This is a genomic window from Rhizobium sp. BT-226 (assembly GCF_025847085.2).
Taxonomy (GTDB): domain Bacteria; phylum Pseudomonadota; class Alphaproteobacteria; order Rhizobiales; family Rhizobiaceae; genus Rhizobium; species Rhizobium sophorae.
Genome location: NZ_JAOYTI010000003.1, coordinates 918,237 through 933,913, shown reverse-complemented (window position 1 = coordinate 933,913; position 15,677 = coordinate 918,237). Strand labels below are relative to the sequence as shown.

Sequence of the window (15,677 nt, the reverse complement as noted above, 5' to 3'; positions counted from 1 at the left end):
GGAAACCAAAAACTCTCGGGCCGCATGGCTCTGCCCCTCTCCTCAACCGGCATGTCGTTCCCACTCCGGCGTGGGATGGCATCGCCTTCGCCATCCCACCGTTATCTCACGGCCGTGTTGCAGCGGCCGCTGCGGCGGCCGTAGGCGATAGCCGTCGAAGCCTACCCTCATGCCTCCGCCGCGGCATTGGCCTGGACGCCTTCATCCCGCGGGATCCGGAACCATGCGACATAAAGTGCGGGCAGGAACAGCAGGGTGAGCGCCGTGCCGACGACGATGCCGCCCATCATGGCGTAGGCCATCGGCCCCCAGAAGATCTCGCGCGAGATCGGGATCAGCGCGAGGGTGGCGGCCGCCGCCGTCAGCATGATCGGCCGCATTCGGTGTTCGGTGGCCTCTATGACCGCCTGCCAGGGCGCCATTCCTTCACTTCGCAGATGTTCGATCTGGACGACCAGGATGACGGAGTTGCGGATCAGGATGCCGATGAGCGCCAGCACGCCGAGGATCGCGACGAAGCCCATGGGCGCATTGCTCAACAAGAGTGCTGCGACCACGCCGATCAGGGCCGTCGGCGCGACGGCGAATACCAGGAAGAGGCGGCTGAAGCTTTGCAGCTGGATCATCAGGATCGTCGCCATCGTAAACAGCATCAGCGGAGCGACCGCTGCGATCGGCCCCTGAGCCTCGGCGCTGGATTCGACCGCACCGCCCACTTCCACCTTGTATCCCACCGGAAGGTTTTTCTGGAACTCTTCCACCTTGGGCTTCAGCTGGTCGACAATCGTGGCCGGCTGCGTCGAACCGATGACGGCAGCCTTGAGCGTGATGGTAGGCTGCCGGTCGCGACGCCAGATCGTCGGCTGCTCGAGTTCGTAGCGGAAATTCGCCACGGCCGAGAGAGGCACGACCTTGCCGTTGGAGGTGGAGAGCTGCAGATTCTGCAGCGTCTGAATGGAATCGCGCTCGGATGCCTTGGCCCGGCCGATGACATTGACCAGGTAGATGTCGTCACGGATCTGGGTGGCTGTCGAGCCTTCGACGATGCCGTTGAGGGCGGTGGCGATGTCTTCGGAGGATACGCCGAGCTGGCGCGCCTTGTCCTGCAGGACATCGACCTTCACCACGCGGGAGGGCTCGTTCCAATCCAGCACCATATTCGACAGCAACGGATGCGTGCCGATGACGCCGGCAAATTGCTGGGAGAGATCGCGGACCTTTTGGATATCGGGGCCGCTGATCCGGTACTGAACCGGCTTGCCCACCGGCGGACCGATGTCGAGAAGCTTGACGAAGGCATCGGTACCGGGGAAGGTTTTCGTCAGATAGGCCTGCAGTTCCGCCCGCACCTTGTCGCGCACGTCAAGCCCTTTCGTGACAATGATCGTCTGTCCGAACGACACGTCGGGCGTCTGCACGTCAAAGGACAGGATGAAGCGTGGTGCGCCTTGGCCCACATAGGTCGTCCAGTGATCGATATCCTTGTTGTCGGCCAGCATCTCCTTTTCGAACTTGGCCATCTGCCTATTGGTTTCGGCGATCGAGCTGTTGTGGGGGAGGCTCCAGTCGATGACGAGCTCGGTCCTGTCCGAGTTGGGGAAGAACTGTTGCTGCACCAGCCCCATGCCGCCTATAGAAAGGCCGAAGACACCGACCGTCAGGATGATGGTGACCCAGCGCCAGCGCATCGCCAGCCCCAGAAGCCACGAGAAGATAGAAGCGAAGCGGCCCTTCTTCTCGTGATGCGATTTCATCGTCTTTGGCAGGATCGTAACGCCGAGAAGCGGCGTGAACAGCACCGCCACCACCCAGGAGACGATCAGCGAAACTGCGATGACCACGAAAAGCGTGAAAGTGAATTCACCGGCAGCACTGTTGTTGAGACCAACCGGAATGAAGCCGGCAACGGTGACGAGCGTTCCCGTCAGCATCGGGAAGGCGGTCGATGTATAAACGTGGGTGGCGGCTTTCCTGAGATCGTCGCCCGCCTCCAGGCGGGCTACCATCATCTCGACGGCGATCATGGCGTCGTCGACAAGCAGTCCGAGCGCGATGATGAGCGCGCCGAGCGAGATGCGCTGAAGCGAAATACCGGAATATTCCATCACCACGAAGGTGATGGCGAGCACGAGAGGTATGGAGATCGCCACCACCATGCCGGCGCGCAGGCCGAGGCTGATGAAGCTGATGACGAGCACGATGACGATCGCTTCGAAGAGCGCCCGGGTAAAGCCCGAGACGGCTTCGTCGACGACATGTGGCTGGTCGGAAACGCGGTGGACATCCACACCAACAGGAAGATCGGCAACGACACGTTTCATCTGCGCGTCCAGCCCCTCGCCGAATTCCAGCAGGTTGGCGCCCTGCTTCATGCCGATGGCAAGACCAATCGCCGGCTCTCCGTTGAAGCGGAACAGTGCCGAGGGTGGATCGACATAGCCGCGCTTGATCGTAGCGACATCGGTCAACGGGAAGAAGCGGTCATTGATCCTGAGGTTGATCGAACGCAGGCTCTCCTCCGAGGAAAACTGTCCGCTCACCCGCAAGGCGATGCGCTCCGGCCCGGCATCGACGAAGCCGGACTGGGTGACGGCATTCTGCGCTTGCAGGGTCTGGATGACCGACTGCTGGTCGATGCCGAGCGCTGCGATCTGGCGCGTGGAGAATTCCAGATAGATCGCCTCGTCCTGTGCGCCGATCACGTCGACCTTGCCGACATTGGGCACCGTCAGGACCTCGGAGCGGGCATTTTCCACGAGATCGCGAAGCTGGCGCTGGGTCAGCCCGTCGCTCGTGAAGGCGTAGATGTTTCCGAACACGTCGCCGAAGCGGTCATTGAAGAAGGGACCGACGACCCCGCTCGGGAAATCGCCCTGGATATCGGCGATCATGTTGCGGATTCGCAGCCAGGTCGGCGCCACGTCTTTCGCCTTGGTCGTCGGTAGCAGCTCGACGAAGACGGTCGTCTGGCCGGCAACGGTCTGGCTTTTGGTGTAGTCGAGCGATTCCAGTTCCTGGAGCTTCTTCTCGATCCTGTCGGTCACCTGCCGTGTCACTTCCTCGGCGGAGGCGCCGGGCCACTGGGCGGTGATCACCATCGTCTTGATCGTGAAGTTCGGGTCTTCCTCGCGGCCGAGCTTCACATAGGAGAAGGCGCCGGCGAGAATGAAGACGATCATGAAGTACCAGACGAGCGAACGGTGTTCGAGCGCCCAGTCGGAAAGATTGAAGGACTTCACTGGCTGATCTCCTGGTCGATCCTGATGGCCTGGCCATCTTCAAGTTTATGCACGCCCGCCACGACCACCCGCTCTCCCGGAGCGAGCCCTTCAGTGACGCGGACAGTGCCGCCGTCTTCGACGTCGCCGTCGACCTTCACGCGGCGAAACGATACCTTCCCGGCAGGCGCATCGACGATCCAGACGCTCGGGCCGTCGCTGCCGATAAGGATTGCAGAGGCAGGCAGGACGATCTGCGGATCGGCGGCAATGGTTGCCGAGGCTGTGATGACCGAACCGAGCCTGAAGGCTTCGGGCGGACTAGTGAGCGCGATTTTGGTCCTGCTCGTGCGGGTAGCGGTCTCCGCCTCCGGGGCTATTTCACGCACGACCCCGGACGTGCGGATGGTCGGATCGAGCTGCAGCGTCACCTCGAAGGGTGCGCCGATTTTCAGTTTCTGGGCGGCTGCCTGCGGGACATCGACCACAGCATCGCGCTTGTCCGGCCGGGCGATGGTCACGACCGTCTGACCGGCCGACACCACCTGGCCGACCTCGGCCGAGGTCGCCGTCACAACACCATCGAATTCCGCCCGAAGCTGCGCATAACCGAGCTGCTCCTTCGCCTTGTCGAGGTTGGCCTGCGCCTTGGCGACGGCGGCGGCCGCCGTCCGCCTTGCCTGCTCGGCCTCTTCGAGCGAGGCTTCGGTGCCGGAGCGCGACTCCAGCAGCGCACGCTGGCGCTGCTCCGTGGTCACCGCATTCCTGAGCTGGGCGTCGCTGTTCTCGACGTCGGACTGCGCGTTGCGCACGGCAAGCTCCAGCGCCAGCGGATCGATGGCGGCAACGACGTCATCCTTCTTGACGAGATCTCCGACATTGACGTTGCGGGCGATCATCCGCCCGAGAATCCGGAACCCGAGTTCGGTCTCGATCGTCGGCTCGATCGTGCCGGTCAGGCTCAAGCTCGAGGCCGACGTCGGCTTGACTGTCATCGACAGCACGGGACGGGGCGCCTCCCCCTTCTCCTCATCCTGCGGTGCGCAGGAGGAGATCAGGGCCGTGCCCATCATCAGTGCGACTATGTTGAGACGAATACTCACTTGGAAGCTTCCTTGACATAAGACACGATTTCACCTGCCCTGAGGAACTTGGTCCCGTCGGTCACCACGACATCTCCTTCCGACACGCCTGACTTCACGATGAAGCTGCCGGTCTCGTAGCCGGCGACATCCACTGCCCTTGCCGAAACCGCGGACGATGCGGGATCGACGATCCAGACGGCCGGCTTGCCGCCCTTGGACGTCATGGCCGACCAGGGAAGCTGGATGACGTCCTGCGAGACGTAATTGAATCTTCCGACGACAGAAGCGCCGAGCGGGATCGGAGCGTCGCTCGATATCGCGACCTTGACCTTGATGGTTCCGGTGGAGGAATCGATCGTCGGCGAAATCTCGCGAACCTTCGCCGTAATTTTCTGCGTCGGGTCCGACAGAAGGGTCACGGTGCCGTCGCCGTCGATCGGGCGCAGGAACGCGCTTTCGACCACCTCAAAGACGGCATCCCGGTCGCCGTCATGGGCAAGGGTGAAGACGACCTGGGCGGCCTGTGCCACCTGCCCGACCTCGGCATTGCGGGCGGTGATCACTCCGTCGGCGTCCGCCTTCAACTCCGTATAAGACAGAGTATCCTGGGCGGTTTCGAAGAGTGCCTGCGCCGACTTCGTCGATGCCTGCGCGGTCAGCAGCGCCTCCTGCGCCTGGTCGAGTGCGGCACGCGTCGTCACCTGGGTTCGAAACAGGCTCTGCTGGCGGTCGTAGGCGAGCTGCGCCTGGGTCTGCTGGGCCTCAGCCGACTGAAGATTGGCTGCGGCCACATCCAGGTCTGCCTTCTGTTCTTCCGGATCGATGCGCGCAAGCAGTTGCCCCGCCTTCACGGACTGTCCGACTTCCACCAGCCGCTCGGTGATCTTGCCGCTGACGCGGAAGGACAGATCGGTCTGGACACGGGCGCGGACTTCTCCGGTGATTGCGCCACCTTGGACCAGCGGCTCAGGCTTGGCGACGATGATGCCGACCTGCCGTGGGGTTGGCTCAGTCGGCCCCCGCTCATCGCTGCATGATCCGAGACCGATGGCGCATGCGATCGCTGTGGCGACCAGAATGGTTCTCATAGTTGACCTCTTGCTCTCAACGGCAGCTCCTATATAATTGACTGACGCATTAGTCAATGAAACTTTGTGCCGCAGGGACGAGGCGTGCGCAACAAGGGAGGCGAGGCAAATGGCAGCTCAGAAGAAGATCACACGGGCGGAACAGAAGGCGCTGCGGCCAATCCAGATTCTGGATGCCGCCTTCGAGGAATTCGTGAGAAGCGGTTTCACCGGCACGCGCGTCGAAGACATTGCCGACAGGGTCGGCGTCACCAAGGGTACGGTCTACGTCTACTTCGAGACCAAGGAGAAGCTTTTCGAAGCCATGATCAACCATTTCTCCGTGCCGTTTCACGAGCTGCTGGGGATCACGGAGGGCCTCAGCGGCAGCGCCACCGATCGGCTGATTTCCATTCTCGGCCTGCTCTACGAACAAATCGCCGAGGATCGCACGACCCGCGAGCTGACGCGGCTCGTCATTGCCGAAGGACACCGGTTCCCCGACCTGATCGACCGCCACCACGATCTGTTCATTGAGCCGATCATCGCCAAGGTCGACGCTCTCATTCTGGAGGGTGTAGCCTCGGGGGAGTTTCGCGAAATTCCGGTGGAGTTCTCCGAAATCGTGGTCGCGCCCATCCTGACGACGACAGTTCTGCGGCTGATATTCGACGACCGCCGCGTGCCCACGCCCAACAAGGAGGCCTTCCTGCGGGCCTATTTCGACCTGCTGCTCAACGGCCTGCTTGCCGCACCTCATTGATCGTCGAATGACGAAAAATACCGCGCCAGGCACATAGCTTTTCTCAAGTTTTTATGTAAAAACATCGAGTTAGCCATGCCCTTGAAGGTACGGCCTCAATTCGTGACGGAAAAAGTGGAACGCAAAGTCAATCTCAAGGATGTCGCGCGCGATGCTGACGTATCGCTGAGCACGGCCTCGCACGCACTGAACGGAACCGCGCCCCTGACGATCGAGGTGCGCGAGAGGGTTCTGGATTCGGCCAAACGCCTGGGTTACCTCGACCGCCGGCGGAAGAAGGCGACGATCGCGGCCTTGCGTGTTCTGCTTCTCGCCATTCCCGACGATGCCGCTCCGGAGAGCGACCTCAACCTGGTGAGCTGGACGATCCTCAACGGTCTTCGCAGGGAGTGCGAGCGCCGCGGCATCAGGATCGTGCCCTTTGTCAGCACCGGCCGCCGCATCGACGGCGCCCAGGTCAGGCAGATCGCGCTTTCGGAGCGCGCCGACGGCATCGTGGTCCTGAACGACGATCAGCCGGAACTGATCCGAAGCCTCGCCTCCCCAGATATGCCGGTCGTCATCGTCAACGGCGAAGATCCCGCGATGCTGGTCGATACGGTCACGCCCGAAAACCGCTTCGGGGCGAGGCTCGGCATCGAGCACCTGCTGGCACTCGGTCATCGCCGCATCCTGCATCTGACCTGGAAGGGCCGCACGACCATCCAGCGCCGGTATGACGGCTTTTCCGATGCCTATTTCGCCGCGCAGCTTCCGGTGCCTGATAATATGATCGTCGAGGCCGAGGGATATGAACCCCGGCACGGCGAGGCTGCCATCAACGCACTGCTCGACCGTGATCCCACGATGAAAGGCGCCACTGCCGTCTTCTGCGCGGCCGACAATCTGGCGCTCGGCTGCCTGAAGGCATTGGCCGATCGTGACATCCGCGTGCCGGAAGCGATTTCAGTCCTGGGGTTCGACGACATCGTCCCCGGCGAATTCAGCCGTCCGCCGCTTTCGACGGTCAGCGTCCCCACAGACAGGCTCGGCGCTGCCGCCCTGGCGCTCATCGAACAGCGACTGATCGCCAACGATCCGCAACGGCCGGCCCACCGCCTGGAACTCGGATGCCATCTCGTCCTGAGGGGCAGTGTCGCGCCGCCGCGCTCCTAGAGAATGACGCCGAAAAGTGTAGGCGGTTTTCGGACGACATGCTCTAGCGCAAGCGCTCGGCCCGCAGGCGCGTATCGCGCGGGCTTTCACCAAAGGCGCTGCGGTAGATGATAGAGAACCTGCCGGCATGAGAAAAACCCCACATCGCGCAGATTTCGCGGACGGATCGCTGATTCATCGGATCCCGCAATTGGTCGCGGGCTGCTTGCAGCCTGATCGTGCGCAAGTAGCCGCCCGGTGAAGTTCCCCGGAAAGCTCTGAAACCGGTTTGCAGCGCGCGAAGTGAAACCCCGACATCATCGGCAACCATCGCCATGGTGAGCGGCTCTGCGATATTGGCGTGCATATAATCGATAGCACGTCGGACATGCCACGGCGCGACCAACGACACTTTCTGTTTTTCCAAATGGCTGGAAAGACGATGGCGGCCAAATCGGATCACGAGGTTAGCAAGCGTTTCGCTCATCGCCGCCACTGCAAGAGGTGAAGACAGAAGCGGACCGTCATTGCGCATGCCCTGCACGATCGTCTGCACCAGGCTGCCGATAAGCTGACCTGACGGTGTTGCGAGATCCACAACGGGCTCGAGGTCAAGCGACTCGAAGACCGGCGTGTCCACCAGTGAAACAAGCATTCGCCTCACAATTTTCCAGTCCAGGAAGAGAGCATCCGAGCAGTGTGGGCCTTGGATGAAACGATCGCCAGCCTCGTGGTTGTTGGCCATGAGAAGATGACCCGGCCCGCTTTCAACCACCTTTTTTCCAATGGACAGCCGAAAGGATCCCGAGTGCGGAATGTAAAACGCAAGGTGTTGCGGCGTCTCATCGAGTGTCCGAATTGTCCAGGAGCTCTGATAAACCGAATGAAGCACCTTAAATGCCTCACTTGTTCTCAGCTCCGCTGCCCAGGCAAAGGCCCGGTCGTTGCTCAATGGCTTCGCGCCGAAGACCCCGTAACCTGCAGAATAGGCTCGAACCATCGACTCGAAGTCAGTGCCTTGATGCGTCGGCGCAAACCCGTATGCTTCACGCTCGGGAGCGCGCGCCGTATTTTCGGGTCTCAACGATATCAGCAACTCGGTTGTTTCCCTTTCCACACCCCACCGGCTAACCGCCTATCAAGCGCTCCATCTCGTTTGAAATCGCTGCGCCGCCGATATCGTGCCTTCTAAACGCTTGGGGCACGATCACCTCCACCTTCGTGAATTGCTGTCATTCCGGCTGGCTTGGCTAACCTCGATGAAGTAAGCAGGGCCGGCAAACCGGGGGTCGAATTCCCTGTTTGACAGAAGCAAAATGCCCTCCCAATGTGGTTCACACTCACAGTGTAAATCAAAACGAACCGAAAATGAAGTATGATCCGTTAAACCATGTTGCCGCACATTTTTTGCGAGACACGCAACCCGTGCGCGTAGCCTCCCGCAACGAACGCGACCTGTTGCGGCTGATCTGGAAGTCTCCGGGGATCGAGCGCTCCGACCTGACAGAACCGCTCGATCTCACCCAGCAATCGTTGCATAGGATCGTCGCGCGGCTTCATGAGCGAGGAATGCTCGTCTTTTCCCATTCGGACACCCGGCGGCCGGGGCCGCCCAGCCCGGAGCTGACCCTTCGCAAAGAATGGTGTTTAACCCTGGGCATCTCCGTGAATGTCGGTTCGATCGGCCTTTGCCTCATGGGTTTCGGCGAGCCTTTGGAAAAAATGGAAATCCCACAGGCGGGCTCCTCGCTATCCGCTGAAATGGAGCGGATCGAAGCGGCGGTCGAAGAGCTGCTTGCCCGCCGGGGCGCCGAACGGCGTGACGTGCTCGGCGTCGGCCTGGCCGTCGCCGGCCACCGCATGCTGGAGACGGCCTTCAATTGCCCCTTGCCGCTCGCTCATTGGTCGTTGATCGACCTGGCACCTTTGCTTGGAGAGCAACTTGGCCTGCCGGTCTGGGCAGACAATGTCGCCAGGACCGCAGCCTTGGCCGAAGCCATTTTCGGCGTTGGCCGGGATGTCGCGGATTTCGCCTATATCGCCCATCTTCATGGCTATGGCGGCGGCCTGGTTTCCGGAGGCATGCCGTTTCGCGGCAAGTTCGGTAACGCCGGCGAATTCTCCGTTCTCTTCGGGCGTCAGGACTACGAGGAGCGCCCTGCACTCGGTGTCCTGCTTGAACATCTTCGCGCCAAGGGGCGCTTGAACTTGACCCTGAAAGACCTGAAGAACGAGAAGCTGATGGACTGGGATGGTGTTACGGAGTGGGTCGACCGCGTCACGCCGGCGCACAATCGAGCCATTAATGCGATCTGCGCAATATTTGATCCGGCATTGATCGTCCTTGGCGGCGAGCTTCCGCATTCACTCGCGACAATGCTGATCGAACGGACAGAATTCAACAACCTGCCTCGGCATGGCGTCTTACGCGATGTCCCCAGGCTTGCCGTGGCACAGATAACCGATGCCCCCGGTGCAATCGGCGCGGCCCTGATCCCGCTCTTCGAAACCGTTTTGTGATATTTGCAGGACGCCGTAGCATTTTGAAATCGATGTCAACATAGTCTAAAACCGCCGCCCATCAGGTCGCGGAGGCGGCCGGCCTCAGTGGGAAGCGCTACGCTCGCCGCGGCGCATACCGCCCACAAAATGGGCGACGATTTTGGGAGCCATGCACGAAGAAAAAACCGAAACGCGCCGCATGAACCAAGTTCAATGCGGCGCGCCTCAGCCGGGAGGAGACGTGGTATGGGTCATTCGGCGATTGCGGGGAGGTCTATCTCCACGCCTCGCCGTTCACTTCATGCCTGTTCCGGCGATGCCCGTGGTGATGTACTTCTGCAGGAACAGGAAGACGACGGTGACAGGCAGCAGGCTGAGGAACGTCATCGCCAGGATATAGTGCCACTGCACCGAGAACTCTCCCTGGAATGCATTCAAGCCGACCTGCAGCGTGAAATTCTCGCGGCTGTTCAGGACGATGAGCGGCCAGAGGAAATCGTTCCATCGCCAGAGCACCGAAAAGATCGCCAGCACTGCGAGAGCCGGCGCCGTCAGCGGCAGGATTATGCGCCAGAAGATGCAGAATTCGCTCGCCGCATCGACGCGCGCCGCCTCGATCAGCTCGTCCGGTATGGTCAGCATATATTGCCGCAGCAGGAAGACGGCAGTCGGAGAGGCGATCGTCGGCAGGATCACACCCCAGAGATTGTCGGCAAGACCGACCCCGACGATGACGAGATAGGCCGGGACCATGACGACGGCGAGCGGGATCATCAGGGTCGAGATGATGATGACGAAAACCGTCGTGTCGCCGCGAAATTTGTATTTCGACAGCGCAAAGGCGGCCATGGCGTTGACGATCAGCGTCAGCAGCGTTGCCACGAAGGTGACGAACACGGAATTCTTGAGGAAGGTCAGGAAGTTGAAGCGCGTCAGCGGATCGGTGTAATTCTGCGTGGCGACGGTCAGATGCTGCACCGGGGTGATCCCCTTCACGTCGACGCTGACCGGCTGTCCCGGATTTGCAGGATCGACCATCTGGGCCTTGAGGCCGATGCGCCGCACCATGGCCATTTCGCGCGAGCGGCCGTCGATGGTGACCTGCCAGAGACTGAGCGGTTTATCGAAGCCGGCCACTGTCTGTTCGACGGCGGCGCGCGGCAGCAGCGTCGGCGGAAACCGGGTGATCTCAGCCGCCGGCTTTAGCGAGGAGAGGCCGGCCCAGACGACGGGAACGAGCACCGCCAATGTTCCGCCGATCAGCCAGATCCATGACAAAATATCGGTGATGTCGATGCGTCCGGCCCGGCGCGTGCGCGTCATGAAGCGGATCGGGTTCATAGAGCTGTTCATCTCAGGACTCCATTCGCTTGCCGAGGCGCAGCTGTATGAGGGTGAGAACCAGAAGCACCAGTCCCATGAGAACCGATGCGGCAGAGGCGAGTCCGAAGAGACGCAGATCGCTGCTGAATGCCATCTGGTAGATATATTGGACGATGAAGCTATTGGCCGTGCCGGGGCCGCCGCCATTGGTCAGAACCCAGGCCTCGTCGAAGATCTGCACGGACTTGATCATCAGAAGGATGAAGACGACGAGCAGGTTCGGCGCCAGCAGGGGAAGCGTGATCCTGAACAGCGTGCGGCGCGGCGAAGCCGCATCGATGGAGGCAGCCTCGTAAAGCTCCTTGGGGATGGCCTGGAGGCCGGCCAAGAGGATCAGCGTGTAAAAGCCCATGTGAAACCAGACCGATACCACGACGACGAAGAAGCGCGACCAGCCGACGTCGAGCAGGAAGATTTCAGGGGGAACGCCGATCATCTGGAAGAAGGCATTCAGGAGCCCGTTGCGATCGAGGAACCATTTCCAGATGAGACCGATGACGACGGGCGACAGCAGGACGGGATAGAAGAACATCGCCCGGAAGAAGCCGCGCGCAAAAATCGCGCGATTGAGGATCAGCGCCGTGATCAACGCCACCAGCAATGTGGCGGTGACGTTCAATGCCACGAACCAGAGCGTGTTCCACACAGCCGTCCAGAACAGCGATTCCTGGCAGGTTCCCGGCTGCAGATAATTGCCGCAGGAAAGCAGCGTGCGGAAATTGTCCAAGCCGACGAAGGGCCGCTCCGAGACGAAAAGATTGGTGCCGCCGGTGAAGGCGTAACCGACCGCGATGGCGATGGGCAGGAAGGTAAAGATGGCGAAGAGAACGAGATTCGGCGCCAGGAACAGCCATGGCATGCGTTTGCGGCCGAAGATGCGCTCGATCACATTGATCGGGGCCTCGACCACCCGCATCGCCGTTTCGCCTGCCTGGGACAGCAATGCACCCGCGTTGAGCGCCGCCATGTTCAGCGCCTCCCCTGTCCGGGCCGTCGGGCAAAAGCCAGGCCGCTTTCGGGATCGAACAGATGAACCCGCCCCGGTGCGGCATCGATCAGGATGTGATCGCCAGGCGTCGGCGCGAAATGGCCGGCCTCGTGAATGATGATCTGCTCGTCGTGGCCTGCAAGGTTGCCGTAGACATAGGTCTCGGTGCCGAGACCCTCGTGATACTGGACGACGAACGGCAGGCCCTGCTCGTTGGAACGCGAAAAATGTGCGGGCCGGATGCCGGCGAGAACGGCCTGTCCGACCGCGATGCCGGCGGGATCGACATCGCTGATAACCCTGCCACCATTGCCGACATCGATGACGACGCCGCTTTCGCCGATGCCTGATACCTTGCCCTTGATGATGTTCATGCGCGGCGAGCCGAGGAAGCCCGCGACGAAGAGATTGCGCGGGCTGTCGAACAGGTCCAGCGGTGCTCCGACCTGCTCGATCCGCCCGGCGCGCAGCACGACGATCTTGTCGGCCATGGTCATCGCCTCGACCTGGTCATGCGTGACATAGATCATCGTCGTCTTGATCTCGCGGTGGAGCTTGGTGATCTCGGCCCGGGTCTGGACACGCAGCGCCGCATCGAGGTTCGACAGCGGCTCGTCGAAGAGGAAAATATCCGGTTCGCGCACGATGGCCCGCCCGATTGCCACGCGCTGGCGCTGACCGCCCGATAGCTGCTTCGGGCGCCGGTCCAGGTAGGGTTCGATCGCCAGCATCCTGGCGGCCTCGGCAATCCGCGCCTCGATCTCGGCGCGCTTGAACTTCAGGTTCTCCAGGCCGAAAGCGAGATTCTTGCGAACGCTCATATGCGGATAGAGCGCGTAGGACTGGAAAACCATGGCGATCTTGCGTTCGGCCGGCGAGAGCGCGCTGACGTCGCGGCTCCCGATCGCGATGGCACCCGAGGTGACCTCTTCGAGGCCGGCAATGACACGCAGGAGGGTCGACTTGCCGCATCCCGACGGACCGACGAAGACCACGAATTCGCCGTCCTTGATATCGAGTTCGACGTCATGCAGGACTTTGACCGAGCCATACGATTTGTTGACGTTGGAAAGTTTCAGTTCTGCCATGCCCCACTCCCATCAGGTGCCGCCGTTTCGAAGACGGCGTCGTTTTTGTTCCAGCCTTGCGGCAGCGGTGTCGGTCTTGTGATCCGCACCTCGTTCATCAAGATCCCGGTGACATCAGCCACGTAGACGGCCGGCATTCCTCCCGGATAGTTCTGAAGACCGATCACCCGCCCGTCCGACCCGCGGGTCCAGGCATTGGCGCGGCCGCCGCCATCGGCCTTCGGGGAAAGGTCGGCGTTCGTCGGACGCAGGTCGTAGGACCGCGCCGTGCCGAGTTGCCCCGGCTGCTGGTCTATGGCGATACGCGCCAACGATGCGTTGCGGATGCCGGCCGATGAGGTCGAAATGACCGTGATCGCCCCTTCCATGTATCCGCTAATGTCCTCGACAATGAGGTTTTCGATGGCGCCTGCCGTGCGTTCGGCGACACGGTCGACGACATTGACGGTAAGCGCCTCCCCAGAGCCCCAGAAACCATCGAGCGTTTCGCGGCACTCTACCGCAATCCGGGAAAACCTCACGTTCGATATCCGGCCGCCGTCGCGGGAAAATATGCCGAGCGCCCTGTTGGAGGATGAGACGCTGCAATCCTCGAACACGACATTGGTGACGTCGCCATGTGTTTCCGTGCCGATCTTCAGCGCACAGCTGAGGCTCTGAACGGAGCATCGACGAACGAGAATGTTTTCGCATCGCCCGATGGCGACACGATCGGGGCCGATGCTCGTCTTCAGGCATACGCCGTCGTCGGCCGTCGATATCGTGCAGTCCTCGATCACGGCGCCGCGGCAGGCATCCAGCACGATGCCGTCGGTGTTGGGAAGGCGGCGGTCGTTGTCGATGGTCACGTTTCTGACCGCGACATCGGTGCAGTTGACGAAGTGCAGCGTCCACATCGGCGAGCGGCAAATGTGGATGGAGCTGATCTCGACCTCGTCGCAGCCCTCAAACACCACGACGCGCGGACGAAATTCGGCCGGAATGAAGGTTCCGACTGTCTCGTCGTCTCCCACGATAAAGCTGTCGCAACCGGCTTCGATGCGGCCCGCCCCCGTCAGGCTGATCCGCCGCGCATCCTTGGCGACGATCATGCCGCGATCCGACTTTTCGGCGATCACCGAAACCGTCGTCTGCGCATAGGCCGCGTAATCCGGAACGGGACGCAGGATCGCGCCGGCGGCCAGATGAAGGTCGATGCCGGATCTGAGCCGGAGCCCGCGGCAGACATGGATGCCAGCCATGAGTTCCACGCGTCCGCCGCCCGCAGCCGACAGGCCATCGATGGCCGTCTGCAGGCGGACCGTATCGTCGCCATCCGCCGGCTCCATCGCGACAAGAGACACGGGGCTCATTGGCGCTGGCCGTTCTCGAGGAGGACTTCCGTCAGCAGCAGCATGGTCAGCGCCTGGCCGTAAGGCGTCGGCACGTTCGGGATGCGCCTGTAGAAATCGAGGTCATGACCCATCGGCGTGCCATCCGAGACGCCGTGCACGACACCTTCCTCGTCGATCTGCGCCAGCACCGCCGCAAGCGCGCGCTCCGCATAAGCCTTGTCGCTCTCGTCGAGAATGCCGGCATCGATGGCGCGCAACATGCCGTAGGCGATGCCTGCCGTAGCCGAGGTTTCCAGCGGCGACGACGGATCGTCCAGAAGCGTCGTGAACATCCCGTCCGGCCGCTGGCATTCCTTCAGGGAGCGCACCTGGCTGACGAGGACGTTTGAAAGAAAACGCCGGTCTTTCTCGCCGAGCGTCGGAACAAGATCGAAGAGCTCGGGGATGGCAACCGTGATCCAGGCATTGCCGCGCGCCCAGAAGGCATTGGCGAAATTATGCCGGCCGTTGAACGTCCAGCCGTGATACCAGAGCCCGCTGACCGGGTCGGAAAGGTAGCGGGTGTGGATCACGAACTGATAGACGGCCTCGTCGATCCATTCGCTGCGCTCGCAGAGCACGCCGGCCCGGGCAAGAAACAGGCAGGCCATGAATAGCGTATCGTCCCACAATTCGCCGTCGTTGAGGCGCTCCTTGACGACGTGCTGAAAGCCGCCGTCCTCGGTCTTGGGCAACTCCTTGACGAGCCATTCGGCCCAGTCCTCGACGAGCGCGCGAAAATCGGGACGGTCGACATGCTGAACGAGGATTGCAAGCGGCAGCATCGGCGCCGTGCTGTTGATCTGGCGCGGCGGCAGGCCGCGTTCGATCTGGCCGGCATACCAGGTAACGAGTTCCTGCAACGCTTTTTGATCATTGGTGGAAATGGCACGGCGCAGGAAGCCGTAAAGACCGACGCCGACTTCCCAGTCCCATTCGTCGAACTGGATTCCGGAGGCGGAATTTCCCGTCACGAGACCTTCCTTGATGCCCCTGAGCCGGCTGAAAGCCGTTGCCACGCGATCGATCGTCGTCAGAAGGGCGGCGTTATCGACAGATGTTGTGTTCATGCTGGA

Annotated in this window: 12 protein-coding genes; 3 read left to right on the top strand and 9 right to left on the bottom strand. The window is 61.6% G+C overall.

The window, feature by feature from the left end:
* Positions 1 to 167 precede the first annotated feature (167 nt).
* From OIU37_RS23935 to OIU37_RS23925, 3 genes are read right to left on the bottom strand one after another with little or no spacing between them, the layout of a single operon-like run.
* Entirely contained in the window at positions 168 to 3,239 is a 3,072-nt protein-coding gene (locus OIU37_RS23935) for an efflux RND transporter permease subunit (RefSeq protein WP_264258830.1), read from the bottom strand.
* A complete protein-coding gene (locus tag OIU37_RS23930; protein WP_240604721.1) occupies positions 3,236 to 4,321 on the bottom strand; it encodes an efflux RND transporter periplasmic adaptor subunit in 1,086 nt (361 codons plus the stop codon). Before OIU37_RS23930 ends, OIU37_RS23935 begins: the two co-directional genes overlap by 4 nt.
* Entirely contained in the window at positions 4,318 to 5,391 is a 1,074-nt protein-coding gene (locus OIU37_RS23925; protein WP_264258829.1) for an efflux RND transporter periplasmic adaptor subunit, read from the bottom strand. The genes OIU37_RS23930 and OIU37_RS23925 overlap by 4 nt, the downstream gene beginning before the upstream one ends.
* Before the next feature lie 109 nt (positions 5,392 to 5,500).
* On the opposite strand from OIU37_RS23925, the gene OIU37_RS23920 reads away from it, so the two are divergent.
* Positions 5,501 to 6,133: a TetR/AcrR family transcriptional regulator gene (locus OIU37_RS23920; RefSeq protein WP_264258828.1), complete on the top strand. Its 633-nt coding sequence runs from the start codon at positions 5,501 to 5,503 to the stop codon at positions 6,131 to 6,133.
* A gap of 75 nt (positions 6,134 to 6,208) precedes the next feature.
* On the top strand, positions 6,209 to 7,288 hold the full coding sequence (locus OIU37_RS23915) for a LacI family DNA-binding transcriptional regulator (protein ID WP_171603782.1): 1,080 nt from the start codon (positions 6,209 to 6,211) through the stop codon (positions 7,286 to 7,288).
* A 43-nt stretch (positions 7,289 to 7,331) separates the two neighbouring features.
* Here OIU37_RS23915 and OIU37_RS23910 read toward each other — a convergent pair whose 3' ends face one another.
* A complete protein-coding gene (locus OIU37_RS23910; RefSeq protein WP_240604776.1) occupies positions 7,332 to 8,360 on the bottom strand; it encodes an AraC family transcriptional regulator in 1,029 nt (342 codons plus the stop codon).
* A gap of 275 nt (positions 8,361 to 8,635) precedes the next feature.
* Here OIU37_RS23910 and OIU37_RS23905 point away from each other — a divergent pair, with 275 nt between their 5' ends.
* A complete protein-coding gene (locus OIU37_RS23905; RefSeq protein ID WP_264258827.1) occupies positions 8,636 to 9,787 on the top strand; it encodes an ROK family transcriptional regulator in 1,152 nt (383 codons plus the stop codon).
* Positions 9,788 to 10,063: 276 nt separating this feature from the next.
* Here OIU37_RS23905 and OIU37_RS23900 read toward each other — a convergent pair whose 3' ends face one another.
* The 5 genes from OIU37_RS23900 to OIU37_RS23880 are packed head-to-tail and all read right to left on the bottom strand — an operon-like array spanning position 10,064 to position 15,671.
* Positions 10,064 to 11,110: a carbohydrate ABC transporter permease gene (locus OIU37_RS23900; protein ID WP_264258905.1), complete on the bottom strand. Its 1,047-nt coding sequence runs from the start codon at positions 11,108 to 11,110 to the stop codon at positions 10,064 to 10,066.
* Positions 11,111 to 11,123: 13 nt separating this feature from the next.
* The gene (locus tag OIU37_RS23895; RefSeq protein ID WP_264258826.1) at positions 11,124 to 12,119 is read right to left on the bottom strand and encodes a carbohydrate ABC transporter permease; all 996 of its coding nucleotides are present in this window, start codon (positions 12,117 to 12,119) and stop codon (positions 11,124 to 11,126) included.
* A 2-nt stretch (positions 12,120 to 12,121) separates the two neighbouring features.
* Positions 12,122 to 13,228, bottom strand: a complete 1,107-nt coding sequence (locus OIU37_RS23890) for an ABC transporter ATP-binding protein (protein WP_264258825.1) — start codon at positions 13,226 to 13,228, stop codon at positions 12,122 to 12,124.
* Complete coding sequence (locus tag OIU37_RS23885) at positions 13,216 to 14,580, bottom strand: glycoside hydrolase family 28 protein (RefSeq protein ID WP_264258824.1); 1,365 nt, start codon at positions 14,578 to 14,580, stop codon at positions 13,216 to 13,218. The genes OIU37_RS23890 and OIU37_RS23885 overlap by 13 nt, the downstream gene beginning before the upstream one ends.
* Positions 14,577 to 15,671 carry a glycoside hydrolase family 105 protein gene (locus OIU37_RS23880; protein ID WP_264258823.1) on the bottom strand — a complete coding sequence of 365 codons (1,095 nt, stop codon included), beginning with the start codon at positions 15,669 to 15,671 and terminating at the stop codon, positions 14,577 to 14,579. Before OIU37_RS23880 ends, OIU37_RS23885 begins: the two co-directional genes overlap by 4 nt.
* Positions 15,672 to 15,677: the final 6 nt, after the last annotated feature.